This window comes from Variovorax boronicumulans (assembly GCF_029892485.1).
Taxonomy (GTDB): Bacteria; Pseudomonadota; Gammaproteobacteria; order Burkholderiales; family Burkholderiaceae_C; genus Variovorax; species Variovorax boronicumulans_B.
Map to the genome: position 1 here is coordinate 1,005,963 of NZ_JARXVG010000001.1, position 25,866 is coordinate 1,031,828.

The following is a 25,866-nucleotide window of genomic DNA, read 5'->3' on the forward strand; positions in this document are numbered from 1 at the left end:
CCACAGAAGGAAACCCATCGTCATGAGTGATTTTTCTCTGTGGGACATCGTTCGCAACCTGCTGATGGCGCTGCGCTGGACCGTGGTGCTCTCGCTGATCGCCTTCATCGGCGGCGGCATCGTGGGCGGGCTGCTGCTGTTCGTGCGTCTGCGCGGCGGCAAGATTGCGGGCAAGGCCGTCGGCCTCTACGTGCAGCTCTTCCAGGGCACGCCGCTGCTGATGCAGCTGTTTCTTGCCTATTTCGGCATCACGCTGTTCGGCATCGACGTGTCGGCGTGGACCGCCGCGAGCGTGGCGCTCACGCTCTACACCAGCGCCTTTCTCACCGAGATCTGGCGCGGCTGCGTGGCCTCGATTCCGAAGGGCCAGTGGGAAGCTTCGGGCAGCCTGGCCCTGAGCTTCGGCGAGCAGATGCGCCATGTGATCCTGCCGCAGGCCGTGAAGATCGCGATCGCGCCCACGGTCGGCTTCCTGGTGCAGGTGATCAAGGGCACGGCGCTCGCCTCGGTGATCGGCTTCGTCGAACTCACCAAGGCCGGCAGCATGATTTCGAACGCCACCTTCAAGCCCTTCGTGGTGTTCAGCTGCGTGGCGCTGCTTTACTTCGTGCTGTGCTTTCCCGTGAGCCTGTACGCCAAGAACCTCGAGAGGAAGACCCATGGCCGCCGTGCTTGACCAAGCCAAACCCGAATCCGCCACCACGTTCGCCGCGCCCATCGTGCGCGTCACGGCGCTGCGCAAGTCCTACGGCACCAACGAGGTGCTGAAGGGCATCGACCTGGAGGTGAAGCGCGGCGAGGTGATCGCCATCATCGGCAAGAGCGGCTCGGGCAAGAGCACGCTCCTGCGCTGCATCAATGGGCTCGAAGTGTTCCAGGAAGGCTCGCTCACCGTCGACAGCAAGCCGCTGCTGCGCGAGAGCGCAATGGCCATGCGCGAGCTGCGCCAACGCGTGGGCATGATCTTCCAGAGCTTCAACCTGTTCCCGCACCTCACGGTCGGCAAGAACGTGATGCTCGCGCCCACGCTGGTGAAGAAGCGCGCGTCGCTGGAAGCCGCTTCGCAGGCGCGCAAGCTGCTCGACCGCGTCGGCCTCGCCGAGAAGTTCGATGCCATGCCCGATCAGCTTTCGGGCGGCCAGCAGCAGCGCGTGGCCATCGCCCGTGCGCTCGCGATGGAGCCGGCCGTGTTGCTGTGCGATGAGATCACCTCGGCGCTCGACCCCGAGCTGGTGGGCGAGGTGCTGCGCGTGGTGGAGTCGCTGGCCGATGAAGGCATGACGCTCCTGATGGTGACGCACGAGATGAGCTTCGCGCGCAAGGTCAGCGACCGGGTGATCTTCATGCACCAGGGGCGCGTGCACGAGATGGGGCCGCCGGGAGAGCTGTTCGGGAATCCGCAGACGGCGGAGTTGAAGCAGTTCCTGTCTTCGCTGCACGACTGATTTTTTGCGCTGCTGGTTAGGGGTGGGTGCACAGGCCGCCGGGTGCTCCCCTCCGCGAATGTCCCCCGGCCTGCGGCCTCCTCCTTGATTTCGCTGCGGGGAGCACCCGACGCCCTGCGCACTGGGCACGCTCCGGTGAACCGCCGATCAACGGCCGCTCTGATGACTTCTGGGTCCGCTATCCTCGGCCCGCGATGCACATCGAACAAGCCCTCCCCGCCGAAGCGGCCGCTGTCGCCGCCGTCCTGAACGAAGCCGCCCAATGGCTCGCCACCGGGGGCCGGCCGCTGTGGTCAGCCACCGATGTCGGCCTCGAACGCGTGCAGGGCGATACCGATGCCGGGCGCTACTTCATCGCACGCGAGAACGGCGACGTGGCCGGCGTGGTGCGGATCGACATGGAAGACGCCTTCTTCTGGCCCGAGATCGAACCCGGAAGTTCGGCGTTCGTGCACAAGCTGGCAGTGCGCAGGTCGTGGGGCGGCAAGGGCGTATCGACCGCCCTCCTGGCCTTCGCGCGCGAACGCACCCGCAGCCTGGGGCGCCCGTACCTGCTCCTCGATTGCGTGGCTGACCGGCAGGCGCTGCGCACGCTCTACGAAGGCTTCGGCTTCGTGCTGCACAGCGTCATCCAGAAGGGAACCCGGTCTTTCGCCCGCTATGAATTGCGCATCGACGGCTGACTGTCCGACAGGCGATGGCGCCGCACCGGCGCTGGCGGGAACGCATCGGCCTGTGGCAAGCTCCGAACTCCTATGACCCTCCGCCCCTCGTCCCCCCACCGCTCCTTCGCCTCCCGCCGCCGGGTGCTGCACGCGCTGTTGGGCGCCGCAGCCCTGCAAGCCCCGTTCGCGGCGCTGGCTGGTTTCAACTTCTTCACCAGCGAATACACCGCGAGCCGCGACGAGCTGCAGACGATGATCGCCAAGCGATTTCCCGTGGCCGAGCGCTATGCCGAGATCTTCATGGTCGGCCTGCGCGATCCGCAACTGGGCCTGGATGCCGCCACCAACCGCGCGGCGCTCACCGCCACGCTGACCATTGCGAGCCCGCTGCTGGCCGCCTCGCCAGTGCAGGGCGTGGTGTCGATGAGCAGCGCGCTGCGCTACGACGCGGCCACGCGCACGCTGAGGCTCGATCACCCGAAGGCCGAGCGGCTCGAACTGCAGGGCGTGGAAGGCCGCGATGCCGAGCGGCTGCAGAAGGTTGGCGCCGTGGTCGCGCAGGAACTGCTGCAGGGCCAGGTGCTGCGCAGCTTCACCGCCGACGAACTCACCATGGGCCGCAAGACCTACGAGATCGGCGACATCACCGTGCAGGACAACGGCATCAAGGTGCAGCTGAAATGAAATACCCCCTGCTCGTCGCCACATTGCTCGTCGCGGTCTTCGCGGGCTGCGCCGCCATCGCCCCGACCGCCAAACAGCACTTCGACCTGCAGGCCCACCGGGGCGGGCGCGGCCTGGCGCCCGAGAACACGCTGGCAGCGTTCTCCAATGCCATCGATCTCGGCGTAACCACGCTGGAGCTGGACATCGGCCTGACCGCCGACAACGTGGTCGTGATCTCGCACGACACCGCGCTCAACCCCGACCACACGCGCGATGCCGGCGGCAACTGGCTCCCGGCGAAGAGCGGCGCGCCCGTGCGTTCGCTCACGCTGGCGCAGTTGCAGACCTACGACGTGGGGCGCCTGAACCCGAGCAGCAACTACGGCAAGCAGTTCGCGCTGCAGCAGCCGCGCGACGGCGAGCGCATTCCGACGCTCGCCGCGCTGTTCGCGCTGGTGCAGGCGCGCGGCGCGGCAGCGGCCACGGTGCACTTCAACATCGAGACCAAGATCGATCCGACGAAGCCCGACGAAACCGCAGCCCCCGAGCCCATGGTGCGCGCCGTGCTCGCGGAAATCGACAAGGCGAAGATGGCCGACCGCGTGACCATCCAGAGCTTCGACTGGCGCACGTTGGCGCTCGTCGGCCAGCTCGCGCCGCAATTGCCTCGCGCCTACCTCAGCACCGCTCGCACGCTGAAGGACAGCCGCTGGACCGCCGGGCTCGATGCGGCCAGCTTTGCCTCGGTGCCGCAACTTGTGAAGGCCGCAGCAAGCCCGGGCGCCGGTCCGGTGATCTGGTCGCCGGCCTATGCGGACCTCACGCCGGCCGTCATCAAGGAAGCGCAGAAGCTCGGCATGAAGGTGCTGCCCTGGACCGTGAACCAGCGCGCCGACATGCTGCGGCTGATGGACTGGGGCGCGGATGGGCTGATTACCGACTATCCCGATGTGCTGCGCGACCTGATGCGCGAGCGCGGGCTGTCGACGCCGCCTTCGGGAAAGGCATCGTCGTGAGCATCGCCGCACAGCAACTCGATGCCATCGCCGGCCGCATCGCAGCGCTGCGCGGCAGCGGCGGATCGGTCACCACGCTCTCGAACGAGGCCCGCGCCAGCACCGAGCTGCTGGGCGCCCTGCCAACGCGCTACAGCGAGGTCTTGCTGAACCTGCTCGACCGCCTCGAATCGAGCGCGCTTTTCAGCGAAGAGAGCTGCTCCTTCAGCCAGAAGGACCTGCTGGACAACCTGCAGGTGTGGGTCGACAAGGCCCGCGGGCAGCTGGTGTCTTAGGGCACCGGTTTATCATCGTTACCCATGCGCACCCTGCTGCTCGCTCTCATGATCGCCCTGCTGCCCATCCGCGGCTGGCTGGGCGATGCGATGGCGGTGGAGATGGTGCGGCACTCGCTGCCGGCTGCATCGGTCGTTGCTGAAGAGGCCTCCCCAGCCCCGGTGGCGGCAGATGCGCATTGCCATGAAGCCATGAACGCAGCCGATAGCGGCATGAGCGCTATGGCGCACCATGACGATGGCAGCAGCACCAGCCACGGCACCGACCACCAGGGCTGCGGCACCTGCACCGTCTGCCAGGTCTGCCACACGGTGGCTCTAGGCGGCACACTCCTCATCGATATCGTCCACGGCGCCCCTCAAGCGCCGCCGGCTGCCCACGCGGCCCGCTTCGCGAGCGCAGAGCCCGTGCCGGGCCTCAAGCCGCCCATTTCCTGACCTCCCTGCCCGTAGTCCGTCCGCAGTGAGCCTTTGCCGGCTCTCGGCGTTGATCGTATTGCTCATGGAGATCGAGCGTGAACCCCATTGTTCGCCGGCAGCTTGCCGGTCCCCTTCGCTATCGAAGAAGTAGCGCGCTGCTCAAGCGCGCCGCCGCACTCGGCAGCGCTCTGGTGCTGGCCGGATGTGCCAGTCTGTCGCCCGACGGCGGCACTGCCGACGTGCAGGCGCTGGTCGCGGGCAACCCGCTGATGGCGGGCAGCACCGCGCAGCGTGCGCCCGACGAAGCTTCGCAGAAGAGCGTCGACGCGCTGCTCGCCAAGCCGCTCGATGCCGAAGCCGCCGTGCGCATCGCCCTCCTCAACAGCCCACGCGTGCAGGACGCCTTCGCCACGCTGCAGCTGAGCGACGCCGACCGCGTGCAGGCCGCGAGCCTGCCGAACCCGGTGCTCTCGTTCAGCCGCCTCGCGCAAGGCCGCGAGCGCGAGTTCGAGCGGATGCTGAGCTTCAACGTGATCGGGCTCGTCACGCTGCCGTGGCAGGCCCGCTGGGCTGGCCAGCGGCATGAGGCCGCCAAGCTGCAGGCCGCGCAGAACGTGCTGCTGCTGGCCGCCGACACACGCCGCGCGTGGGTGCGCGCAGTGTCGGCGCAGCAGAGCGTGGCGTACCTGCGCGATGCGAAGGACGCGGCCGAAGCCGGCGCCGAGCTCGCGCACCGCATGGCCAAGGCCGGCAACTGGAGCACGCTGCAGCGCACGCGCGAACAGCTACTGCTGGCCGATGCCGCGGCGCAGCTCGCGCGCGCCGAGCAGATGGCCGTCGCCACGCGTGAGCAACTCAATCGATTGCTCGGCCTCGGCGGCGAGCGCACCAGCTACACGCTGCCCGATCGCCTGCCTCCTCTGCCGCAGTCCGCGCCCGACCTCGGCGACGTGCAGGCCCGCGCCCTGCGCGACCGGCTCGACGTGCGTTCGGCACAGGCGCAGAACACGGCGGTGGCCGATTCGCTCGGCCTCACGCGTGCCACGCATGTCATCAACGCCCTGGAGATCGGTGCCGTACGCAACACCACCTTCGCCAACGACGGCGAGCGTTCGCGTTCGACCAAGAGAGGCTTCGAACTCGACCTGCCGCTGCCGTTGTTCGACTGGGGCCAGGCACGCACCGGCCGCGCCGAGGCGCAGTACATGCAGTCGGCCGCCCGCGTGCGCGACGTGGGCGTGCTGGCCGCGAGCGAGGCGCGCGAAGCCTGGCAGGGCTGGAACACCGCCTATGCGCTGGCGCGCCGCTACCGCGACGAGGTGCTGCCGCTGCGCAAGAAGGTCAACGAGGAAATGGTGCTGCGCTACAACGGCATGCTCGCGAGCGTGTGGGAATTGCTCGGCGAAACCCGCGCGAGCATGCTCGTGGTGAACGCCGGCATGGAGGCTCAGCGCGACTTCTGGCTCGCCGACACCGACCTGCAACTCGTGCTCACCGGCAGTTCGCCCGGCGGCATGACGGCGCTGCAGACGACCACGGCCGGCGATGCACCTGCGGCGGGAGGGCACTGACATGAACCGCCGCAATTTCTTCGCAGGCGCCGCCACGGCCGTGGCAGCCACCACCGTGAGCCGCGTCTCGATGGCCGCGCTGCCCGAACCGGTGACGCAAAGCTCCACCGCCACCGCGCCACCGCTCGCCCCGCCGAACGGCCGCCCCTACAACCCGGTCGTCACCCTCAACGGCTGGACGCTCCCCTGGCGCATGAACGCCGGCGTCAAGGAATTCCACCTCGTCGCCGAACCCGTCGTGCGCGAGATGGCGCCCGGCTTCAAGGTCAACATGTGGGGCTACAACGGCCAGTCGCCCGGCCCCACCATCGAGGTGGTAGAGGGCGACCGCGTGCGCATCTACGTGACCAACAGGCTGCCCGAGCACACGACCGTGCACTGGCACGGCCAGCGCCTGCCCAACGGCATGGACGGCGTGGGCGGCATCACGCAGCCGCACATTCCGCCGGGCAAGACCTTCGTCTACGAGTTCACTGCGCGTCGGCCCGGCACCTTCATGTACCACCCGCATGCCGACGAGATGGTGCAGATGGCGATGGGGATGATGGGTTTCTGGGTCACGCACCCGAAAGAGAGCCATCCGCTCATCGAACCGGTGCAGCGCGATTTCTGCTTCCTGCTCGGCAGCTTCGACGTGGAGCCCGGCAGCGCGACGCCCAAGGTCAACACCATGACCGACTTCAACATCTGGAGCTTCAACAGCCGCGTGTTCCCCGGCATCGACACGCTCAATGTGCGCAAGGGCGACCGGGTGCGCATCCGCGTGGGCAACCTCACGATGACCAACCACCCGATCCACATCCACGGCCACGAGTTCGAGGTGACCGGCACCGACGGCGGCCCCGTGCCGCGCACCGCGCGCTGGCCCGAGGTGTCGGTGGACGTGGCGGTGGGCCAGATGCGGCAGATGGAATTCATCGCGGATGAAGAAGGCGACTGGTCGCTGCACTGCCACAAGGCGCATCACACGATGGGACCGATGGGCCACGAGGTGCCGACCATGATCGGCGTGGACCACAAGGGCGTGGCCGAGAAGATCAAGAAGCTCGTGCCCGACTACATGGTGATGGGCGACAAGGGCATGGCCGACATGGGCGGAATGGAGATGCCCATCCCCGACAACACGATGCCCATGATGACTGGCGCCGGCCCGTTCGGCTCGGCCGAGATGGGTGGCATGTTCACGCTGCTGAAGGTACGGCGCGACCAGAAGCCGGGGGACTACAAGGACCCGGGCTGGTTCAAGCACCCGGCCGGCACGGTGGCGCACGAAGTGGCCGGCGCCGCCGTGCCGCCGGCCACGCGCGACGCACCATCGCCGGGCAACAGCAGCGACACCGACGCCACCGTGCGCAAGCCGTCGGGCACGCACAACCACTGACCACATTCACTTTCATTTCGGAGTTCATCGCATGAACAAGATCTTCAAGTCCATCGCACTTTGCATCGCGCTAGCCGCTGCAGCAACCGCATCGCAGGCCCATGAAAACCACACGCCGAAGCCGAAGGGCGCCACCACGCTCGCCCTCGAGCAAAAGCCTTGGGGCATCGAAGGCAAGGCGAGCGCCGTGCGCCGCACCATCGACATCGCGATGGCCGACGACATGACCTTCACGCCTTCGGTGATCGAGGTGCGCGAGGGCGACACCATCCGCCTGCGCCTGAGGAACAAGGGCAAGGAGCTGCACGAGCTCGTGCTCGGCACCGAGTCCGAGATCGCGAACCACGCGGCCATGATGAAGAAATTCCCGGACATGGAACACGACGATCCGTGGATGGTGCATGTGCCCGCAGGCAAGAGCGGCGAGATGGTCTGGACCTTCAACCGCGCCGGCGACTTCGACTTCGCGTGCCTCGTGAAAGACCACTTCGAACTCGGCATGGCCGGCTGCATCCGCGTGCTGGCCGTTTCGCCCCAAGAGTCCTGATCGAACCAAGGAGATCACCATGCAACGACGAATCCTCTTGAAGCGCGCCGCCCCGCTGCTGGCGCTCGCATCCACCCTGCCGCTCACCGCTTTCGCTGCGGCGCCAATGGTCGAGATATGGAAAGACCCGAACTGCGGCTGCTGTCAGGACTGGGTGAAGCACCTCAACAAGAACGGCTTTGCCACGAAGGTGCACGACGAAGGCAACACGGCCGCGCGCACCCGGTTCGGCGTGCCTGCCAAGCTGGGCTCGTGCCACACCGGCCTGATCGGCGGCTATGCCATCGAGGGTCATGTGCCCGCGCGCGAAGTGCAGCGCCTCTTGAAGGAAAAGCCCAAGGCCGTCGGCCTCGCGGTGCCCGGCATGCCGGTCGGCTCGCCGGGCATGGATGGCCCGGCCTACGGGGACCAGCGCGATCCGTACGACGTGCTGCTCGTGCTGGCCGATGGCAGCACGCGTGTCTATCAAAGCTATCGCTGAAGGAACATGGCCATGAAGAAACTCCTCACCGTCCTCTCCGCCGCCCTCCTCGCCGCGGCCGCCTTCGCGCAAGCTGCGCTGCCCGCCGTCGAAGGCGAGGTGCGCAAGATCGACACCGATGCGAAGAAGATCACCTTGAAGCACGGCGACATCCCGAACCTCGAGATGACCGGCATGACGATGGTCTTCCGCGTGAAAGACCCCGAGCTGCTCGGCAAGGTGAAGCCGGGCGACAAGGTGCGCTTCACGGCGGACAAGGTCGACGGCGCGCTCACGGTGCTGTCGATCGAGCCAGAGGGTTGAGAGCCGAACCCATCGCAAGGCCTCTGCATAGAATGAAGAATTACCAACGCATCGGGAGATCGAAATGGGAAGTTCCGATCTGCAATTGGCTCTTTCTTCGCTGAGCGTGGCCGAGCGCATCGAACTCGCAGAGGAGCTGTGGGACAGCGTCGCTCGCGAGGCCGAATCACAAGCGCTGACTGAGCGCGAACAGAGCGAAATCGCGCGGCGCCGTGCCGAGCATCGCGCAGATCCGCAAGCCGTCGTGCCCTGGAGTCAGGTCAAGACCTCGCTGAAGCTCTGACCTTGCTCGACATCGTTTTTCGGGAGAGCGCCGCGCTCCAGCTTCAGGAGGCACAGGGCTGGTACGAATCACAGCGTGTGGGCCTCGGCGCCGAGTTCGCTCGCAGCCTGGAGGCGGTGGTGAATCGGATTGCGCGGCAACCGGAAGGTGCCCCACTGGTTTGGGAAGATGTTCGCCGGGCCCACCTCAAGCGCTTTCCCTATGCCGTCTTCTTTGTCGTCGAGCCTGATCGCGTAGTGGTGCTCAGCTGCATGCACCATCGCCGGAATCCTGCCAACTGGCCGCAGTCCTGAGCACAGGCCCTTCTCTGCCTACCTGAATCGCCCCGGATCGAACGGCGCCAGCGGCGTCTCGGGTTCAACGCCCGCAAGCAGTTGCGCCGCGAGACGCCCGGTACGCGCCGAGCCGCACAGGCCCACATGCCCATGGCCGAACGCGAGCACGACATCGGCGCTCGCCGCCGACGGCCCGATGCAGGGCAACCCGTCGGGCATGCTCGGGCGGCGGCCGAGCCAGTGCTTGAAGGTCCTGGCGCCACCCCTTTCTGCAAGCGCCGGAAACATCGATTGCAGGTGGCGATGCAGGATCTCCGCGCGGCGCCAGTCGGGCTCTGCGTCCAATCCGCCGATCTCGACCTGGCCCGCTGCGCGCAAGCCGCCGTCCATCCAGTGCGCGATGAGCTTGCCGTCGGCCACCATCACCGGCGTGCGCGGCCCGACGGTCGCGCCTTCGATGACCACGTGGTAACCGCGTTCGGTATCGAGCGGCACCGGTGAATCCGCAGCTGCGGCCAGCGGGCGTGAATACGCACCGGCACAGATGGCGGCGGCATCGCAGGCGATGTCGCCGTCGTTCGTGCGCACCGCGCGCAGCCGGCCACCCTCGATGCGAAAACCTGTGGCGCGCCCGAAGATCCGTTCGGCCCCCATGGCGACTGCATGCTGCGCCAGCGCGGCCACGTAGATGCCCGGGTTGCGACAGTGACCGGCCTCGGGCACGAAGATGCCGAGCGTGTAGCGCGCATCGAGGTCGGGCTCGCGGCGACGCAGTTCGTCGGTCGGCCATTCCTCCCAGTGCACGCCCACGCGTCCGCGAACGCGCCAGCCCAGTGCATCGTCTTCGAATTCGGCACGCGAGCGGTAGGCATGCAGCAGCCCGCGCCGTTCGATGAGCTGCGGCACGCCGGCCTCGGCTGCGAGTTGCGCGTGCAGCGCGGGCGCATCCGCCAGCAGGGTGCGCAGCGCATCGGCGGTGCGCTGCACGCGCGCCTCGGTCCAGCCCGAGGCCAGGTAGCGCAGCAGCCACGGCAACGCGCGCGGCAGGTAGTGCCAGCGCACGGCAAGCGGCCCCAGCGGATCGGCCAGCCAGCCCGGCACCTTGCGCCAGGCGCCGGGGAGCGCGGGCGGCACCACCGAGTGCGAGGAGAGCCAGCCTGCGTTGCCATAGCTCGTCGCCTGCGGGCCGCCGGGGTCCTCGGGCTCCAGAAGGGTCACGCGCAGGCCTGCGCGCAATGCCTCGATGGCCGTGGCGCAGCCCACCGCGCCCGCACCGATCACCACCACGTGGCGCCTTGCATCGCCATCGGTGCCGAAACTACTTCTTGCAACTGTCATGGCGCCCATCGTAGAGGCACGGTCCCATAATCGGCCGCCATGTCAGCCACGACTTCCACTTCTTCCTCTCCCTCCAACTCCGCCGGTGCCATCACCGACGTCGCCGGCATCGAAGTCGGCCATTTCTCCGACACCCGCCGCCCCACCGGCTGCACCGTCGTCATGGCGCGCGAGGGCGCCGTGGCCGGTGTCGATGTGCGCGGCGCCGCGCCCGGCACCCGCGAGACCGACCTGCTCTCGCCCGGCAACCTGGTGCAGCAGGTGCATGCGGTAATGCTCGCGGGCGGCAGCGCCTGGGGCCTCTCGGCGGCCGAGGGCGCGATGCGCTGGCTCGAGGAGCGCGGCATCGGCATGGACGTGCGCTTCGGCACCCTGCCCATCGTGCCCGCCGCGGTGCTGTTCGACCTGCCGATGGGCGATGCGCGCATCCGCCCCGATGCGGCATCCGGCTACGCGGCCTGCGATGCCGCATCGAACGCCGTCCCCGCCGAGGGCAACGTGGGCGCCGGCAGCGGCGCGCTGGTGGGCAAGCTCTTCGGCGTGCACCGCGCGATGAAGGGCGGCATCGGCACCGCGTCGGTCACTGTCGGTGGCGTCACCGTGGGTGCGCTGATCGCGGTCAATTCGCTGGGCGACGTGATCGACCACAACACCGCGCAGCCCGTGGCCGGTGCGCGCACCGAAGACGGCACCGCATTGCTCGACACCCGCCGCGCCCTGCTGCGAGGCGAGCTGCCCAAGCCACTGCTCGCGGGCACCAACACCACGCTGGGCGTGGTCGCCACCGACGCGGTGCTCACCAAGGTGCAGGCCAACCGGCTGGCCAACGTGGCGCACGACGGCCTCGCGCGCGCCATCAACCCGGTGCACACGATGAGCGACGGCGACACGCTGTTCGCGCTGGCCACCGGCCGCGTGCCGCTCGAAGGCAATGCGCCGGGCATGACGGTGCTGGGCACGATGGCCGCGGAGGCCGTGGCCATTGCCACGCTGCGCGCCGTGCACGCGGCGCAATCGGTGACGGTGGGCGACCTGCACATCCCGTCCGCGACGGACTTCGCCGCAGCGCGCCCCTGACGCACCCCACAACAAAGAAAGGACCACCATGGCGTTCCCCCGAACCCTGAAGCTGATCCTGCTGTCGATCCGCGACCTGATCGCCTCGGCCGGCCCCATCATCTTTCTCGTGATCGGCCTGTTGATCGCGGCCTACTGGTATCTGCAGCCGCAACCGCCCAGGCACGTGACGCTGGCCACCGGCCCCACGGGCAGCGCCTACGCCGAGTTCGGCAAGCGCTATGCGGCTGCACTCAAGACCAACGGCATCACGGTCGAGCTCAAGCCCACCTCGGGCTCCTCGGAAAACCTGGAGCTGCTGCGCAAGGGCGGGGCCGACGTGGGCTTCGTGCGCGGAGGCAGCGCCGACCCGGTGGCCGACGAAGAGGCGGGACTCAGTTCGCTGGGCAGCCTGTTCTACGAGCCGATCTGGCTCTTCTACCGCGCCGACAGCGCGCTGAAGGTCGACAAGAAGACCGGCACGCTGACTTCGCTCACCCAGCTGCGCGGCCTGCGCGTGAACGTCGACATGCCGGGCAGCGGCCTCCCCGAGATCATGGAACGCCTCTTCAAGGCCAACCGGATCGGGCCCGACGATGTGCTGCTGTCGAACCTCGAACAGGCCGCCGCGGCCGAGGCGCTGCAGGCCGGGCTGCTCGATGCGATCGTGCTGTCTTCCGCACCGCAATCGCCGCAGGTGCAGCGGCTGCTGCGTGCGGGCGACATCAAGCTGATGGACTTCGGCCAGGCCGATGCGTACTCGCGGCGCTTTCCGTTTCTCTCGGCGGTGACGCTGCCACGCGGCGTGGTCGACCTGTCGAAAGACCTTCCGCCGTCGGACGTGTCGCTGCTCGCGGCCACCACCTCGCTCTTGTCGCGCGAACAAACCCACCCTGCCCTGCGCCAGCTGTTCGCGCAATCGGCGCAGACGGTGCACAGCGACGCGGGCTGGTTCAACCGGGCGCGCGACTTTCCGAACACGCGCACCAGCGAACTGCCGGTGAGCCCCGAGGGCGACCGCGCGATCAACGGCACGCCGCCGTTCTGGCAGCGCTACCTGCCCTTCTGGGCCAGCAACCTGGTCGAGCGCATGTGGCTGGTGCTGGGCGGTTTGCTGGTGCTGATGCTGCCGCTGAGCCGCGTGATCCCGCCGCTCTACCAGTTCCGTGTGCGGCGGCGCGTGTTCCGCTGGTATGCGCGGCTGCGCGACATCGAGGGCAAGGTCGATGCGAAGCAAGGCGAACGCGACACGCTGCTCAAGGAGCTCGATGATCTCGATCGCGTGGTCAACAAGGTGGCGGTGCCGCTGTCGTATGCCGATGAGCTCTACGCGCTGCGCAACAACATCTATGCGGTGAGGAAGCGCGTGCTGGCCGGATCGGCGAAGGGCGAAGCCGCTGCTACGCAGGCGCCTGTGACGCCGAAGCCCGCGGAATCCGCCTGACGATTTGGTCTTGCAAACGCTGATCGATTTCGCCGAGCCACGCGGCGATGGCGCGACGCGGTTGCGCGTGGCTTTCGGTGCGCCATCGCGCGTGCTCGTTGCGCGCTCCGCCGAAGAAGTGAAGCCGGTGCTGGAGACCGTCGAAGCGCTGTCGCGCGAGGGCCGCTGGTGCGTGGGCTATCTGCGCTACGAGGCAGCCGCGGCTTTCGACCCGGCCTTCGCGGTGCATGCAGGCGACGGGCCGCTGGCTTGGTTCGGCGTGCATGACGCGGCCGTGCCGTGGCCCGACGAGGCGGCCAGCCCCGTGCCTGCTGTCGATTGGCAAGCCGGCCTGTCACGCGCTGGCTTCGACCGCAACATGCAGGCCATTCATCGCGCCATCGCGGACGGCGAGCTGTACCAGCTCAACTACACCGCGCCGCTGCGGGCCGAATTCCGGGGCAATGCGCGCGACTGGTTCATGGCCCTGCGAGCAGCGCAGCCCAACGGCTATGCCGCCTTCATCGACACCGGCGACGAGCAGGTGCTGTCGGTATCGCCCGAGCTCTTCTTCGACTGGCAAGGCGACCGGATCCTTGCGCGCCCCATGAAAGGCACCGCCCCGCGCGGCGCGACCGCCGCCGAGGACGAGGCGATGGCGCTGCGCCTTCGCACCGTGCCCAAGGAGCGCGCCGAGAACGTGATGATCGTGGACCTGATCCGCAACGATCTCTCGCGCATCGCGCAGCCCTTCTCGGTGCGCGTGCCGTGGCTCTTTCACACCGAGGCGCTGCCCACTGTTTGGCAGATGACCTCCGATGTCGAGGCGAAGGTGCGCGACGGCGTCTCGCTGGTGGATGTGTTCTCGGCCCTCTTCCCCTGCGGCTCGATCACGGGCGCGCCCAAGGTCAGCGCGATGCGCATGATCCGCGACCTGGAGCCCGAGCCGCGCGGCGTGTACTGCGGCGCTGTCGGCGTGGTGCGTCCGGGCGGGCATGCGACCTTCAACGTGCCGATCCGCACCGTCACGCTGCGTGGCACCCAGGCGCGCTGCGGCATCGGCAGCGGCATCACGGCCGATGCGCGAGCCGATGCGGAGTGGGATGAATGGAGGCACAAGCGGGCCTTTCTGGAGCGAGGGCCCGCGCCTGTATCGTCTGCTGCCATGAGTTCCTTCGAATTGCTCGAGACCTTTGCGCTGGTCGATGGCGCGCTGCGCGATACGCCCGCGCACCTGGCGCGCATGCAGAACGCGGCTTCGCACTTCGGCTATCCATGGAACGAGGCGCTTGTGGCGACACACCTTCATCGCCTGGCCAAAGCGCATTCCACAGGTAAGTGGCGCGTTCGCCTCCTGCTCGACGCACAAGGACAGCCGCACGCAGAAGCCTTCGCCATGGAGGCACCACTGTCGCGTGTGCAACTGCAATTGGCCTCCTGCGCCTTCGACGAGGCCGACAGCGAGTTCTCGCGCTTCAAGACCACGCGCCGCGCGCACTACGAGGCCTTCGCGCCCACCACGCCGGGCGTGTTCGACACGCTGCTGTGGAACCGCCATGGCGAGATCACCGAATGCACGCGCGGCAACATCGCCCTGCTGCTGGACGGCCGCTGGGTCACGCCGCCGCTGCGCTGCGGGTTGCTTGACGGCATCGGCCGCGCCAGGCGCCTGCACAACGGCCAGCTTGCCGAAACCGTCGTGCGGGTAGACGATCTGCCCCGCGTGCAGGCTTTCGCATTCGTCAACAGCCTGCGCGGCTGGATCGATGCCGATCTCCTGCTTCCGCAGAAATAGTTCGACAAAGCGCTTGACTTAGAGCGCGCTCTAATTTCGAGAATCAACGCCATGGAAACCAGTCTGACCATTGCGGAAGTCGCAGAGCGAACCGGCCTCACGGCCTACACGCTGCGCTACTACGAACGCATCGGGCTGATTGCCGCGGTGCCGCGTGCACCGGGCGGTCAGCGGCGCTATGCGAGCGCCGACATGGACTTGCTGGATTTCCTGTTGCGCCTGCGCGAGACCGGCATGTCCATCCAGGGCATGCAGGCCTTCGTCAGGCTTCGAAACCAGGGGGACGCCAGCGTCGGCGAACGGCGCGAGCTGCTCGAGGAGCACCTTGCCGAAGTTCAGGCCCGGGTGGCGGCGCTGCAGCAATCCATGCAGGCGCTGTCGCTCAAGATCGACCACTACCGCGCGGTCGAGAAGACGAAGAAGCGTCCTCCTTCATCGGGCACTGCCCCGAAAGGAAAGACGAGCAATGACGAACACACAGAACCAGGGCCACAACGACAACCTGCGCTACACGCGTGGCCTGGCCAAGCTCCACGAGATCGACGGTGAAGGCGGCATCAAGGTGGTCGAAAGCCTGGCCGACATCGCGCCGGACTTTGGCCGCCTGGTGATCGAGTTTCCGTTCGGCGACATCTACTCGCGCCCCGGCCTCGACCTGCGCGCCCGCGAGATCGCGACCGTGGCCGCGCTCACGGCCATGGGCAATGCCGCGCCGCAGTTGAAGGTGCACATCCAGGCTGCGCTGAACGTCGGCTTGACGCGCTCCGAGGTGGTCGAGGTCATCATGCAGATGGCGGTGTACGCAGGCTTCCCGGCGGCACTGAACGGCCTCTTCGCCGCACGCGAGGTGTTTGCGGCGGACGATGAAAAAAGCGCGCGGCCCCTTGCGGAACCGCGCGCTCTTGCCGAAGCAGCCTGAGGCTTACTTGAGGGCCTTGTAGCGCATGCGCTTGGGTTTCGCGCCCTCTTCGCCGAGGCGCTTCTTCTTGTCGGCTTCGTACTCCTGGTAGTTGCCGTCGAAGAAGGTCCACTGGCTGTCGCCTTCGGCAGCGAGGATGTGCGTGGCGATACGGTCGAGGAACCAGCGGTCATGGCTGATCACCATGACCGTGCCGGCGAACTCGAGCAGCGCGTCTTCGAGCGCACGCAGGGTTTCGACGTCCAGGTCGTTCGAGGGTTCGTCCAGCAGCAGCACGTTGCCGCCCGCGATCAGCGTCTTGGCCAGGTGCAGGCGGCCGCGTTCACCGCCCGAGAGCGTGCCGACCTTCTTCTGCTGGTCCGCGCCATTGAAGTTGAAGCGGCCCGCATACGCGCGGCTGGCCATCTGGAACTTGCCGACGTTGATGATGTCCAGGCCGTTCGAGATGTCTTCCCACACGGTCTTGTTGTTGGCCAACTCGTCGCGGTGCTGGTCCACGAAGGCCATCTTGACCGTCGAGCCGATGATGACTTCGCCGGTGTCCGGCTGCTCCTTGCCCGCTAGCAGCTTGAAGAGCGTCGACTTGCCAGCGCCGTTCGGGCCGATGATGCCGACGATGGCGCCCGGCGGCACGGTGAAGCTCAGGTTGTCGATCAGCATGCGGTCGCCGAAGGACTTGCTGACGCCGTGGAACTCGAACACCTGCTGACCCAGCCGCTCCGCCACAGGAATGAAGATTTCCTGGGTTTCGTTGCGCTTCTGGTATTCCATGTCGCTCAGCTCTTCGAAGCGGGCCAGGCGCGATTTGCTCTTGGCCTGGCGTGCCTTCGGGTTCTGGCGCGACCACTCGAGCTCCTTCTTCAGCGCCTTGGCATGGGCTTCTTCGCTCTTCTGCTCCTGCGCCAGGCGTTCGCCCTTCTGCTCGAGCCAGGTGCTGTAGTTGCCCTTCCAGGGAATGCCGCGACCGCGGTCCATTTCCAGGATCCACTCGGCCGCGTTGTCCAGGAAGTAGCGATCGTGGGTGATGGCCACCACGGTGCCCGTGAAGCGCTGCAGGAACACTTCGAGCCACTCCACCGATTCGGCGTCCAAATGGTTGGTCGGCTCGTCGAGCAGCAGCATGTCGGGCTTGGACAGCAACAGGCGGCACAGCGCCACGCGCCGCTTTTCGCCGCCTGACAGCAGGCCGATCTTCGCGTCCCACGGCGGGAGGCGCAGCGCGTCGGCGGCGATTTCCAGTTGGTGCTCGGAATCGGTGCCGGCCGTGGCGATGACGGCTTCGAGCTGGGCCTGCTCGGCCGCCAGCGCATCGAAGTCGGCGTCTTCGGCACCGTAGGCGATGTACACCTCTTCGAGGCGCGCCTTGGCCGCGAACACCGCGCCCATGGACTCCTCGACCGATTCGCGCACCGTGTGCTCGTTGTTGAGCTTGGGTTCCTGCTCCAGATAGCCGATCGTCATGCCCGGCATGGGGAGCGCCTCGCCCTCGAACTCCTTGTCCACACCCGCCATGATCTTGAGCAGCGTGGACTTGCCCGAGCCGTTCAGGCCGAGCACGCCGATCTTGGCGCCGGGGAAGAAAGAGAGCGAAATGTCCTTCAAGAGCTGCCGCTTGGGCGGCACGGTCTTGCTGACGCGGTTCATCGAATAGACGTATTGAGCCATCTGTGGATACTTACCTTGGGTAGCGGAAATTGGGGGAAAAGCGCGGGCGCCAGAACAACGCATCCGGACGCGGCAAACCACCGATTATCGACTCATGCGACAATAGCGACCGTTGCCGGGTCCAGTTGCCCGCAACACCGGCTCTCTGCCGGGGACGAAGAAGACCCTTCTCACAACGGTTTTTCCGGCTCCCACCCCTGACCTTCATCTGCCTTGACTGGCTCGGCGTCCACGATAAGACGCCAAGCGGGCCGATGCCACTGCGCCGTGTATGGCGCTTATTGTTTCCAATGAATTTTGATGAACTGAAGCTGGCTCCCGCCATCTTGAAGGCTGTGCACGAGCACGGTTACGACACTCCCACCCCCATCCAGGCGCAGGCCATTCCCGCCGTTCTCGAAGGCCACGACCTGCTCGGCGGCGCGCAAACGGGCACCGGCAAGACGGCCGCCTTCACGCTGCCGATGCTGCACAAGCTCACCATGAGCCGCAGCGCCACCAACAAGTTCGGCGGCATCGGCATCCGAGCCCTCGTGCTGACCCCCACCCGCGAACTCGCGGCGCAGGTCGAAGAGTCGGTGCGCACCTACGGCAAGTACCTGCAACTCGACTCCACCGTGATCTTCGGCGGCGTCGGCATGAACCCGCAGATCAGCAAGCTCAAGAAGGGCGTCGACATCCTCGTGGCCACCCCCGGCCGCCTGCTCGACCTGCAACAGCAAGGCATGCTCGACCTGAGCCAGGTCCAGATGCTGATCCTGGACGAAGCCGACCGCATGCTGGACATGGGCTTCATCCACGACGTGAAGAAAATCCTGGCGCTGGTGCCCAAGGAAAAGCAGAGCCTGCTGTTCTCGGCCACCTTCAGCGACGAAATCCGCGACCTGGCCGCCACGCTGCTCAAGAACCCGCAGAGCATCCAGGTCACGCCGCGAAACACCACCGTGCAGCGCATCACCCAGGTGATCCACCCCGTGGGCCGCGGCAAGAAGAAGGCGCTGCTCGCGCACATCATCAACGAGAACAAGTGGAGCCAGGTGCTCGTGTTCACGCGCACCAAGTTCGGCGCCAACAGCGTGGCCGAATTCCTCACAAAGAACGGCATCGAGGCGATGGCGCTGCACGGCAACAAGAGCCAGAGCGCCCGCACGCAGGCGCTGGCCGGCTTCAAGAGCGGCGACATCCGCGCGCTGGTGGCCACCGACATCGCGGCCCGCGGCATCGACATCGACGAACTGCCGCACGTCGTGAACTACGAGATCCCGAACGTCAGCGAAGACTACGTCCACCGCATCGGCCGCACCGGCCGTGCCGGTTCGAGCGGCGAGGCCGTGAGCTTCGTGTGCCTGGACGAAGAAGGCTTCATGCAGGAAATCGAACGCTTCACCAAGCAGACGATTCCGGTGCAGATCGTCGAGGGCTACGGCCCTGAAGACGGCGAGCGCGCCGAGCCGATCGCCATGGGTCGCCAGACGATCTGGGGCGGCGCCGGCCGTCCGCCGAGCCGCGACGTGATGCAGGCGGCCGCCAAGGCTGCACGCACCGAGATGCTCTCGCGCATCCGCGAGAACAAGGCTGGCCAGGGCGGCGGTGAACGCGCTGGTGGCGGCGGCGGCGGTGGCGGCGGTCAACGCCGTGGCGGCCAGGGTGGCGGCGGTGGTGGCGGTCAAGGCCGCAACGCCAATGGTGGCGGCCAAGGCCAGGGCCAGGGTCCGCGCGGCCAGGGCGCACGCCCGGCGCAAGGCCGCGGCCCGCAAGGTCCGGCGCGCACGCCGCACCATGCACCCCAGCATCAACAACAGAACCATCTGCCACACGACGAGCGCCAACCGCGCCATCACGGCAACAGCCACAGCCCGACGCAGGCCAACCAGGTCGCGCACCTGCGTGCCGAAGCGGTCGCCGGTGGCGGTGACGGCCAGCCGGATCCGTTGCGCACGAGCGTCGACCACATGGGTGGCGGACGCGGGCGCGGACGCCCGGGTGGCGGTGGTGGCGGCTACGGCGGCAACCGCTCGGGCGGCGGTGGCCGTTCGGGTGGCGGCGGTGGTGGTTACGGCGGTGGCGGTGGCAACCGCTCCGGTGGTGGCGGCGGCGGCCGTTCCTTCGGGCGCTGAGCGCTGCGGGCAGGCACACCTGCCCCGAAAACGAGCAAGGGCACTTCGGTGCCCTTTTCTTTTAGGCGCGCTGCTGCGTCAGCGCGGCGGCGCGGTGTTCGCCCGGATGTTCCTGGCGATCCGGGTTGCCAGCGCTGTGACCGCATCGTCGTAGCTGCGCGCCACGTCCTGCGGACGCGCCACCAGTTCGCCGAAGCTGGCCCAGCGATCGCGGGCATTCGCGGGCACGCTGGCGGAGGTGTCGCCGCTGGCGTCGGCGCCGTAGTAGATGGTCTCGGAGTAGACGGTGTCGCCCTCCTTCGAATCCATCAGGTAGGCGCTCAGGTTGACGCGCGGCACGTAGTCCGTCGAGAAGCGCGCCGAGTACATGCCGACTTCGTTGAAGTAGACATGCAGCACGGGTTCCTGGGTCGGAAGCTTGCCGTAATCGAGGTTGTCGGGCGAAGCCGCCGGCCGGATCACGCCCTCGAGCGCCTCTGCCCGGTAGCCCTGTGCATTCAGCTGCTCGACCAGCGCCGCCGTCAGCTTCGGTCCCATGTCCTTGCGGACCGACTCCATGCGCTCGTTGAATTCCGAGCCCTTCACGCGGTCGGCAATCGACTGCCACAGCACGCCGAGGGGAATGCCCTTGTTCTCGGTGTGAAGCTTGGCGATGGGGGCCACGGGGATCACCATGATGCGGGTGATCACCGGGAGCGGCGGCGGTGCCTTGGGGCTGGAGCCGCAGGCGACAAGCGCGAGCGTGCCCGCGCAGGCCACGGCCAGTCCCAGGCTGCGCAGCAGGGTGCGCCGATGCGTCATGACTGCGCTCATTGCTCGACCGCCGTGATCTTCTTGATGCCTTCGGAAGGAGGCTTGGCCGCAGCCTCTCGAACCTGAACGGCGTAGCCATAGTCGGTCAGATAGACATAGGTGTCGGTCCGATCGAGCGAATCGGGCTGCATGCGGCACTCCAGGCGCCTGGCGTCGCCGCTCAGATCGGGATGAAGTTCGGCCGCAGCGCTGATGCCGACGACTTTGCAGACCGTCGAGTAGTCGTAGGTCACTCCGCCGATCATGCTGAAGAGGCTCAGTTTCCTCGTGACGTAGCGCAATTCCGAGCCCACAGCCATGCGCTGCCAGTCGCCGGTCAACGTGAGATCGGTCATCGCCTGGCTGATCGTGTCGGAGCCGGGAAGAAAGTTGACGAAGCTGCTCAGATCGACCAGGCCCAGGAACGAAGCGGATTGCGCCCATGTGCCGTCCGTACGACCTGTACCGCTCTTCGTCCGGGTTCGGAAGGTGGAAGCTGTCGCGTCCGGCGCGATCTGGAGCTCGCTCCGGGTTGGCGATGTCTTTCCTTCACGGGTCCATGTTCCTTCAAGGACGATGCGCTTCAGGCGCTTTGTCGCCGGCGGAAGTCCCAACTGCGAAATGGCATTCATCACCACCGGGCTCGGCGTGGTCAGGCCTGCGGGATCGGGCATCGCCTTGGCGCGAGGAATAAAAGCAGGCAATGCCCGCCATGCCGGAGCGCCGCCGCAGGCCGCCTTGAAGAGCGCCTTGTACTCCGCATTCGTGTCGCCGCCGACCAGGTGCGACTTCGCCTTGTCGCCGTCGACCCGACCGTCCGTGACGCGACCGCGCTCGTCGATGTCGAAGCCGCTCGTCTGAGCGTAGGCCTGCGATGGGCACGCGAGTCTGAAGCGCTCTCGCTTCTGACCGAACGGCGCCCGGTAAGGCAAGTCGAAATCCATCCGCGGATAGTCGAACGCCCCCCAGAAGAGCAATGCCCCGTCCGATGTCTCGACGCTTGCGATGTCGATGAGCGTGAAAGTCCCGTCGGGGCTGCGTTGCACCTCGCGCCAATCGGGTGACGCCGCGCGGCACGCGCGCTCGACGGCCGGCAACGCTTTCAGGGCTTGCGCCTGACGCTCGTCCAGTTCCTTGCGAACGCCGTAACGCCGGGCGTTCACCGGATAGCTGCGGCCGGTACGCAAGTCGGAGTAGAGCAACCACGCCTGCAGCGCTTTGCAGGCGACAGTGAAGTTGCGCGTCTCGGGCCCATCTTCCAGGGCGAAGGACACTTGATCGTCGACGCGCAGCAAGCTGTGTTCGACAAGGCTGCCGCCGAAGGACATCGACGGATTGCCCCTGGACGCGCAGCCCGCAACGAGCAACGCCGCCACGGCGCACATGGTGATATGGATGAGCTTCATGCATTCCGCGCTGGGCGGCTCCCCGGTTCGTTGTTGTCTTTGCGGCCGGCCCCGGCGTCGGATGACATGGCGGGCGGCGCTTCCCTCAGGAATCCTAACCCGGGACACAATCGTGTTTCCATGCAATACATCCCCCCCAACTACGCCACCCTCTTCGTAGCCACCTGCAACCTGCTCAACCTCGCGAACCCCGACCGGGTGTACTACGAGAACCAGGACGCCTACAACGAGCGCGAGTACGAGCGAAAGATCGACTGGATCGGCGAGCGCTTCCATGCGCTCAACGCCGACGTGCTGGCGGTGCAGGAGGTGTGGGACGAGGCGGCGCTCAAGGCGGCCATCGCGCGCAGCGGCCTGCGCTATGACTTCGTGTCAGTGCCCGGTGCCGAGAACACGCCGCCGCCCGGGAGCCCGCCGGGCACGCCAGCGAGACCAGGCGCGCAGGGCACGCCGCGTGTGGGCATCGCCACGCGCCTGCAGGTGGACAACGTCCAGTCCTTCATCGACTTTCCGCTGGGCTTCGGCGTGGACGTGCCGGGCCTCGGCCCACACACCCGCTTCGAGCGCCCGCCCCTTCTCGCCACGCTGCGGATGAAGCACGGCCAGCAGGTGCACATACTGACCGTGCACCTGAAGTCCAAGCGCCCCAAGTTCCTCCAGGACGCGCAAGGCAACCACCTGGAAGACCGAGACGACCGCAAGGTGGGCGTGATGGCCTCGCTGCGTTCGCTGCTGATGCGCGGCGCGGAGGCTGCGGCCCTGCGCTGCATCGTCATCGACCTGTTGCAGGACACGAACACGCCGCTGGTGGTGATGGGCGACTTCAACGACAACCCGCACAGCGTGACCACGCAGCTGGTGGCCGCCACGTCCGAAGTGGCCTACGACAAGGCGGCGCGCGACGTGGCGCTGTTCAATGCCTACGAGATGCAGGGCGAGTCGGCGTTGAAGAAGGACGTGGCCTATTCGCACATCCACCAGGGCTTTCCGGACGTGCTCGACCAGATCCTGGTGAGCGAGGAGTTCATCGCCAGCAGCCGGCACAGCCTGGGCGACGTGCGGCGGGTCGACTACTTCAACGACCATCTGCACGAAGGGCGCGACCGCACGCGCTCGGACCACGGCTTCGTGCGCGCCCTGCTGCGGCTGCGCACGGCCTGAAGCGCGCTCAGCGCCCCATGCGCTTGCCGGTCTGCCGGTCGAACAGGTGCACGGCCTCGAGGTCGATGGCCAGGCCCACGGTTTCGTCGGGCCTGGCATCGACGCGGCCATGCACGGCCAGCACCAGCTTGGCTTCGCCGACCTGCACCAGCAGTTCGGTTTCGGCGCCCGTGGGCTCGACCACGATCACCTGCGCGTCGACACCGCTGCCCGGCGCGCCCAGCGTGATGTCGCCCGGCCGGATGCCGTAGTGCACCGGCTGGCCGTCGGCCGCCGAGGTGCCCGCCGGCACCGGCCAGCGCGCGCCATGCGCCTCGACATGGCACTCGCCGCCCGAGCGCCGCACCGTGCCCTCGATCACGTTCATCGACGGCGAGCCGATGAACTGCGCGACGAACAGGTTGTCGGGCCGGTCGTACAGGTCCAGCGGCGTGCCGATCTGCTCGACGATGCCGTCATGCATCACCACGATGCGGTCGGCCATGGTCATGGCCTCGATCTGATCGTGCGTCACGTAGACCGTGGTGGTCTTCAGGCGCTGGTGCAGCGCCTTGATCTCGGCACGCATTGCCACGCGCAGCTTGGCGTCCAGATTCGAGAGCGGTTCGTCGAACAGGAACACCTTCGGGTCGCGCACGATCGCTCGGCCCATCGCCACGCGCTGGCGCTGTCCGCCCGAGAGCTCGCGCGGATAGCGCCCGAGCAACGCATCGAGGTTCAGGATCTTCGCGGCGCGCATCACGCGCTCGTCGGTCACCGACTTCTCGGCGTTGCGAAGGCGCAGGCTGAAGCCCATGTTCTCGCCCACCGTCATGTGCGGATAGAGCGCGTAGCTCTGGAACACCATCGCGATGTCGCGGTCCTTCGACTCGAGGTCGTTGACCACGCGGCCGTCGATCATGATCTCGCCGCCGCTGATGTCTTCGAGGCCCGCGAGCATGCGCAGCAAGGTCGACTTGCCGCAGCCCGAAGGCCCGACCAGCACCACGAACTCACCGTCGGTGATGTCGAAGCTCAGGCCCTGGATGATCTGGACCTTGCCGAAGGATTTCTGGATATTGCGAAAAGATACGGATGCCATGTGTTGTTCCTGAAATCGTTCAGCTCTTGACGGCGCCGGCAGTCAGCCCGCCGACCATGTAGCGCTTGAAGGCGTAATAGATCGCCGCCGGCGGCAGCGCGTAGATAAGGCCGGTGGCCATCAGCAATTCCCACGGCGAATCGTCGGCCGAGAGGAAGTTGCCCAGGGCCACCGCCAGCGTCACGCTCTTGTCGTTCGACAGCAGCAGGAAGGCATAGAGGTACTCGTTCCACGCCAGCAGCAGCGAGTACGTGCCCACGGCCACGAGCGACGGCACCATCAGCGGCAGGTACACGAGGCGGAACAGCTGCAGCGGCGAGGCGCCGTCCATGCGCGCGGCTTCGTCGAGTTCGTAGGGCAGCTTGTCCGACGCCTGCTTCAGCACCCAGATGCAGTACGGCGAGGCAATGGTCACCATCGCGAGGATCAACGCCCACTGGCTGTTCAAGAGGCCGTAGTTGCCCATGGTCTTGTACATGGGCACCGCGAGGAAGGCCGCGGGAATGAAGTAGGTGAAGAGCGCCAGGTTCATCACCGTGCGCCCGCCGCGCACGCGCAGCCGGCTGATCGCGAACGCCGCGGTGGTCGCGACGAAGAGCGTGATCGCGCCCACCGACACCGCGATCAACAACGAGTTCCACAGCTGCAGCCAGAAGTGGTCGAGGTAGAAGTGCTTCTGCTGGAACACGATGCGGAAGTTGTCCAGCGTCGGGTTCTTGGGCCACAGGTGGCCCGAGGTCGCGGAGTCCTTCGACGAGATCGCGAAGAGCACCATGTGGTAGACCGGGATCAGCGTCCACAGCAGCACCGGAATGCCGATGAGCAGCAGCTTGGCCTCGGTCGCGACGGCCTTGGGGGTCCAGCGCTTCATTTCGAGAGCCTCTTCATCATGAAGTAAACGAGGGGCAGCACCAGCGGCAGCGCCACCACGATCGAAGCCATCGACAGGTCGACCTGGTCGAGCCGCAGGTAGCGGATGCCCAGCGTGGCGAGCACATGCGTCAGGTCGGCAGGTCCGCCGCCGGTCAGCAGGTAGACGCTGTTGAAGTCGCCCAGCGTCCAGATCATCGAGAGGATGGTCGAGGTGATGTAAAGCGTCTTGAGCGCGGGCCAGCTCACGAAGCGGAACTTCTGCCACGTCGAGGCGCCGTCCACCGAGGCCGCCTCGTACTGTTCAGTGGGAATGGCCAGCCGCCCCGCCACCAGGATCAGCGTCCAGAACGGCAGCGACTTCCAGATGTGGACCAGCATCGCGAAGGCCAGCGCCAGCGAGGGGTCGTTGAGCCAGTTGGGGCCGTCGGCCCCGGTCAGGCGGAAGATGGTGCTGTTGATCACGCCCCACTCGGGGTTGAGCATGAAGCGGATCGACAGGATGGTGGGAATCGACGGCATCGCCCACGGCAGGATGAAGATCGCCGAGACGATCTTGATCCACCAGCGCGAGGTCACGAAGAAGCCCGAGAGCACGAGCGCCACGATCATCTTCAGGTTGATCGCCACGACCAGGAAGATGGCCGTGTTGATCACCGAGCGGAAGAAGATCGGGTCTTCGACCAGCTTCACATAGCTTTGCGGATGGCGCGCGAGCCAGAGCCCGTACCCCACCGGGTAGAGCACGAACACCACGAACACCAGCAGGTAGGGCACGACCATCACAGCGCCCCAGAACTGCCAGCGCGCGTGACGCGCCCCGAGATTGGCAACAGGCGCCGGAGCCGGCGCGACGGTGGTTGTGCTCATGCAGTTCGCCCCATGAAAGCTGGTGTGGGTGTGGTTGGTGCCCGC

28 protein-coding genes are annotated in these 25,866 nt (G+C 67.0%); 21 read left to right on the forward strand and 7 right to left on the reverse strand.

Features of this window, described 5'->3' with window-relative positions; genetic code table 11:
* The first annotated feature begins 22 nt into the window (after positions 1–22).
* The 14 genes from M2282_RS04775 (at position 23) to M2282_RS04840 (ending at position 9,346) form a co-directional block, all read left to right on the forward strand.
* Positions 23–676 (forward strand): amino acid ABC transporter permease, encoded by a 654-nt coding sequence (locus M2282_RS04775; RefSeq protein ID WP_280807615.1) that lies wholly within the window; start codon positions 23–25, stop codon positions 674–676.
* Positions 660–1,445: an amino acid ABC transporter ATP-binding protein gene (locus M2282_RS04780; protein ID WP_280807616.1), complete on the forward strand. Its 786-nt coding sequence runs from the start codon at positions 660–662 to the stop codon at positions 1,443–1,445. Before M2282_RS04775 ends, M2282_RS04780 begins: the two co-directional genes overlap by 17 nt.
* 194 nt (positions 1,446–1,639) lie before the next feature.
* Entirely contained in the window at positions 1,640–2,128 is a 489-nt protein-coding gene (locus M2282_RS04785) for a GNAT family N-acetyltransferase (RefSeq protein ID WP_280807617.1), read from the forward strand.
* A gap of 72 nt (positions 2,129–2,200) precedes the next feature.
* Entirely contained in the window at positions 2,201–2,794 is a 594-nt protein-coding gene (locus M2282_RS04790; RefSeq protein WP_280807618.1) for a DUF1439 domain-containing protein, read from the forward strand.
* Positions 2,791–3,792, forward strand: coding sequence for a glycerophosphodiester phosphodiesterase (locus tag M2282_RS04795; protein WP_280807619.1), 1,002 nt, complete (start codon positions 2,791–2,793; stop codon positions 3,790–3,792). The genes M2282_RS04790 and M2282_RS04795 overlap by 4 nt, the downstream gene beginning before the upstream one ends.
* Positions 3,789–4,067 (forward strand): hypothetical protein, encoded by a 279-nt coding sequence (locus tag M2282_RS04800; RefSeq protein ID WP_432422862.1) that lies wholly within the window; start codon positions 3,789–3,791, stop codon positions 4,065–4,067. Before M2282_RS04795 ends, M2282_RS04800 begins: the two co-directional genes overlap by 4 nt.
* A gap of 24 nt (positions 4,068–4,091) precedes the next feature.
* Positions 4,092–4,505, forward strand: a complete 414-nt coding sequence (locus M2282_RS04805) for a hypothetical protein (protein WP_280807620.1) — start codon at positions 4,092–4,094, stop codon at positions 4,503–4,505.
* 77 nt (positions 4,506–4,582) lie between these two features.
* The gene (locus M2282_RS04810) at positions 4,583–6,058 is read left to right on the forward strand and encodes a TolC family protein (RefSeq protein ID WP_280807621.1); all 1,476 of its coding nucleotides are present in this window, start codon (positions 4,583–4,585) and stop codon (positions 6,056–6,058) included.
* A 1-nt stretch (position 6,059) separates the two neighbouring features.
* Positions 6,060–7,439: a multicopper oxidase family protein gene (locus M2282_RS04815; protein WP_280807622.1), complete on the forward strand. Its 1,380-nt coding sequence runs from the start codon at positions 6,060–6,062 to the stop codon at positions 7,437–7,439.
* Positions 7,440–7,470: 31 nt separating this feature from the next.
* Positions 7,471–7,986: a cupredoxin domain-containing protein gene (locus M2282_RS04820; RefSeq protein WP_280807623.1), complete on the forward strand. Its 516-nt coding sequence runs from the start codon at positions 7,471–7,473 to the stop codon at positions 7,984–7,986.
* Positions 7,987–8,005: 19 nt separating this feature from the next.
* A complete protein-coding gene (locus tag M2282_RS04825; RefSeq protein WP_280807624.1) occupies positions 8,006–8,467 on the forward strand; it encodes a DUF411 domain-containing protein in 462 nt (153 codons plus the stop codon).
* Between the two features lie 12 nt (positions 8,468–8,479).
* Positions 8,480–8,770, forward strand: a complete 291-nt coding sequence (locus tag M2282_RS04830) for a copper-binding protein (RefSeq protein ID WP_280807625.1) — start codon at positions 8,480–8,482, stop codon at positions 8,768–8,770.
* Between the two features lie 64 nt (positions 8,771–8,834).
* Positions 8,835–9,053 carry an addiction module protein gene (locus M2282_RS04835; RefSeq protein ID WP_280807626.1) on the forward strand — a complete coding sequence of 73 codons (219 nt, stop codon included), beginning with the start codon at positions 8,835–8,837 and terminating at the stop codon, positions 9,051–9,053.
* Between the two features lie 2 nt (positions 9,054–9,055).
* Complete coding sequence (locus tag M2282_RS04840; protein WP_280807627.1) at positions 9,056–9,346, forward strand: type II toxin-antitoxin system RelE/ParE family toxin; 291 nt, start codon at positions 9,056–9,058, stop codon at positions 9,344–9,346.
* A gap of 18 nt (positions 9,347–9,364) precedes the next feature.
* On the opposite strand, the gene M2282_RS04845 is transcribed toward M2282_RS04840, so the two are convergent.
* Positions 9,365–10,666, reverse strand: a complete 1,302-nt coding sequence (locus M2282_RS04845; RefSeq protein WP_280807628.1) for an NAD(P)/FAD-dependent oxidoreductase — start codon at positions 10,664–10,666, stop codon at positions 9,365–9,367.
* A 39-nt stretch (positions 10,667–10,705) separates the two neighbouring features.
* Here M2282_RS04845 and M2282_RS04850 point away from each other — a divergent pair, with 39 nt between their 5' ends.
* Genes M2282_RS04850 through M2282_RS04870 form a run of 5 tightly spaced genes read left to right on the forward strand, consistent with a single transcriptional unit; the run spans position 10,706 to position 15,859 of the window.
* Positions 10,706–11,743 (forward strand): P1 family peptidase, encoded by a 1,038-nt coding sequence (locus tag M2282_RS04850; protein ID WP_280807629.1) that lies wholly within the window; start codon positions 10,706–10,708, stop codon positions 11,741–11,743.
* 28 nt (positions 11,744–11,771) lie between these two features.
* Positions 11,772–13,166: a TAXI family TRAP transporter solute-binding subunit gene (locus tag M2282_RS04855; RefSeq protein ID WP_280807630.1), complete on the forward strand. Its 1,395-nt coding sequence runs from the start codon at positions 11,772–11,774 to the stop codon at positions 13,164–13,166.
* A gap of 4 nt (positions 13,167–13,170) precedes the next feature.
* On the forward strand, positions 13,171–14,940 hold the full coding sequence (pabB, locus tag M2282_RS04860; RefSeq protein WP_432422863.1) for an aminodeoxychorismate synthase component I: 1,770 nt from the start codon (positions 13,171–13,173) through the stop codon (positions 14,938–14,940).
* A gap of 51 nt (positions 14,941–14,991) precedes the next feature.
* On the forward strand, positions 14,992–15,489 hold the full coding sequence (locus M2282_RS04865) for a MerR family transcriptional regulator (protein ID WP_280807632.1): 498 nt from the start codon (positions 14,992–14,994) through the stop codon (positions 15,487–15,489).
* Complete coding sequence (locus M2282_RS04870) at positions 15,407–15,859, forward strand: carboxymuconolactone decarboxylase family protein (RefSeq protein ID WP_280807633.1); 453 nt, start codon at positions 15,407–15,409, stop codon at positions 15,857–15,859. Before M2282_RS04865 ends, M2282_RS04870 begins: the two co-directional genes overlap by 83 nt.
* A 3-nt stretch (positions 15,860–15,862) precedes the next feature.
* Here the strand turns inward: M2282_RS04870 and ettA are convergent, their stop codons facing one another.
* On the reverse strand, positions 15,863–17,524 hold the full coding sequence (gene ettA / locus M2282_RS04875) for an energy-dependent translational throttle protein EttA (RefSeq protein ID WP_280807634.1): 1,662 nt from the start codon (positions 17,522–17,524) through the stop codon (positions 15,863–15,865).
* Between the two features lie 290 nt (positions 17,525–17,814).
* Between ettA and M2282_RS04880 the strand changes: the two genes are divergently transcribed.
* Positions 17,815–19,641, forward strand: a complete 1,827-nt coding sequence (locus M2282_RS04880; protein WP_280807635.1) for a DEAD/DEAH box helicase — start codon at positions 17,815–17,817, stop codon at positions 19,639–19,641.
* 78 nt (positions 19,642–19,719) lie between these two features.
* Here the strand turns inward: M2282_RS04880 and M2282_RS04885 are convergent, their stop codons facing one another.
* Both M2282_RS04885 and M2282_RS04890 read right to left on the reverse strand, forming a co-directional pair.
* Positions 19,720–20,442 (reverse strand): hypothetical protein, encoded by a 723-nt coding sequence (locus tag M2282_RS04885; RefSeq protein WP_280807636.1) that lies wholly within the window; start codon positions 20,440–20,442, stop codon positions 19,720–19,722.
* 8 nt (positions 20,443–20,450) lie between these two features.
* Entirely contained in the window at positions 20,451–21,839 is a 1,389-nt protein-coding gene (locus tag M2282_RS04890; RefSeq protein WP_280807637.1) for a hypothetical protein, read from the reverse strand.
* 120 nt (positions 21,840–21,959) lie between these two features.
* Here M2282_RS04890 and M2282_RS04895 point away from each other — a divergent pair, with 120 nt between their 5' ends.
* Complete coding sequence (locus M2282_RS04895) at positions 21,960–23,000, forward strand: endonuclease/exonuclease/phosphatase family protein (RefSeq protein ID WP_280807638.1); 1,041 nt, start codon at positions 21,960–21,962, stop codon at positions 22,998–23,000.
* 7 nt (positions 23,001–23,007) lie between these two features.
* Here the strand turns inward: M2282_RS04895 and M2282_RS04900 are convergent, their stop codons facing one another.
* Genes M2282_RS04900 through M2282_RS04910 form a run of 3 tightly spaced genes read right to left on the reverse strand, consistent with a single transcriptional unit; the run spans position 23,008 to position 25,821 of the window.
* Complete coding sequence (locus M2282_RS04900; RefSeq protein WP_280807639.1) at positions 23,008–24,081, reverse strand: ABC transporter ATP-binding protein; 1,074 nt, start codon at positions 24,079–24,081, stop codon at positions 23,008–23,010.
* Between the two features lie 19 nt (positions 24,082–24,100).
* A complete protein-coding gene (locus M2282_RS04905; protein WP_093058276.1) occupies positions 24,101–24,952 on the reverse strand; it encodes a carbohydrate ABC transporter permease in 852 nt (283 codons plus the stop codon).
* A complete protein-coding gene (locus tag M2282_RS04910) occupies positions 24,949–25,821 on the reverse strand; it encodes a carbohydrate ABC transporter permease (protein WP_280807640.1) in 873 nt (290 codons plus the stop codon). The genes M2282_RS04905 and M2282_RS04910 overlap by 4 nt, the downstream gene beginning before the upstream one ends.
* Positions 25,822–25,866: the final 45 nt, after the last annotated feature.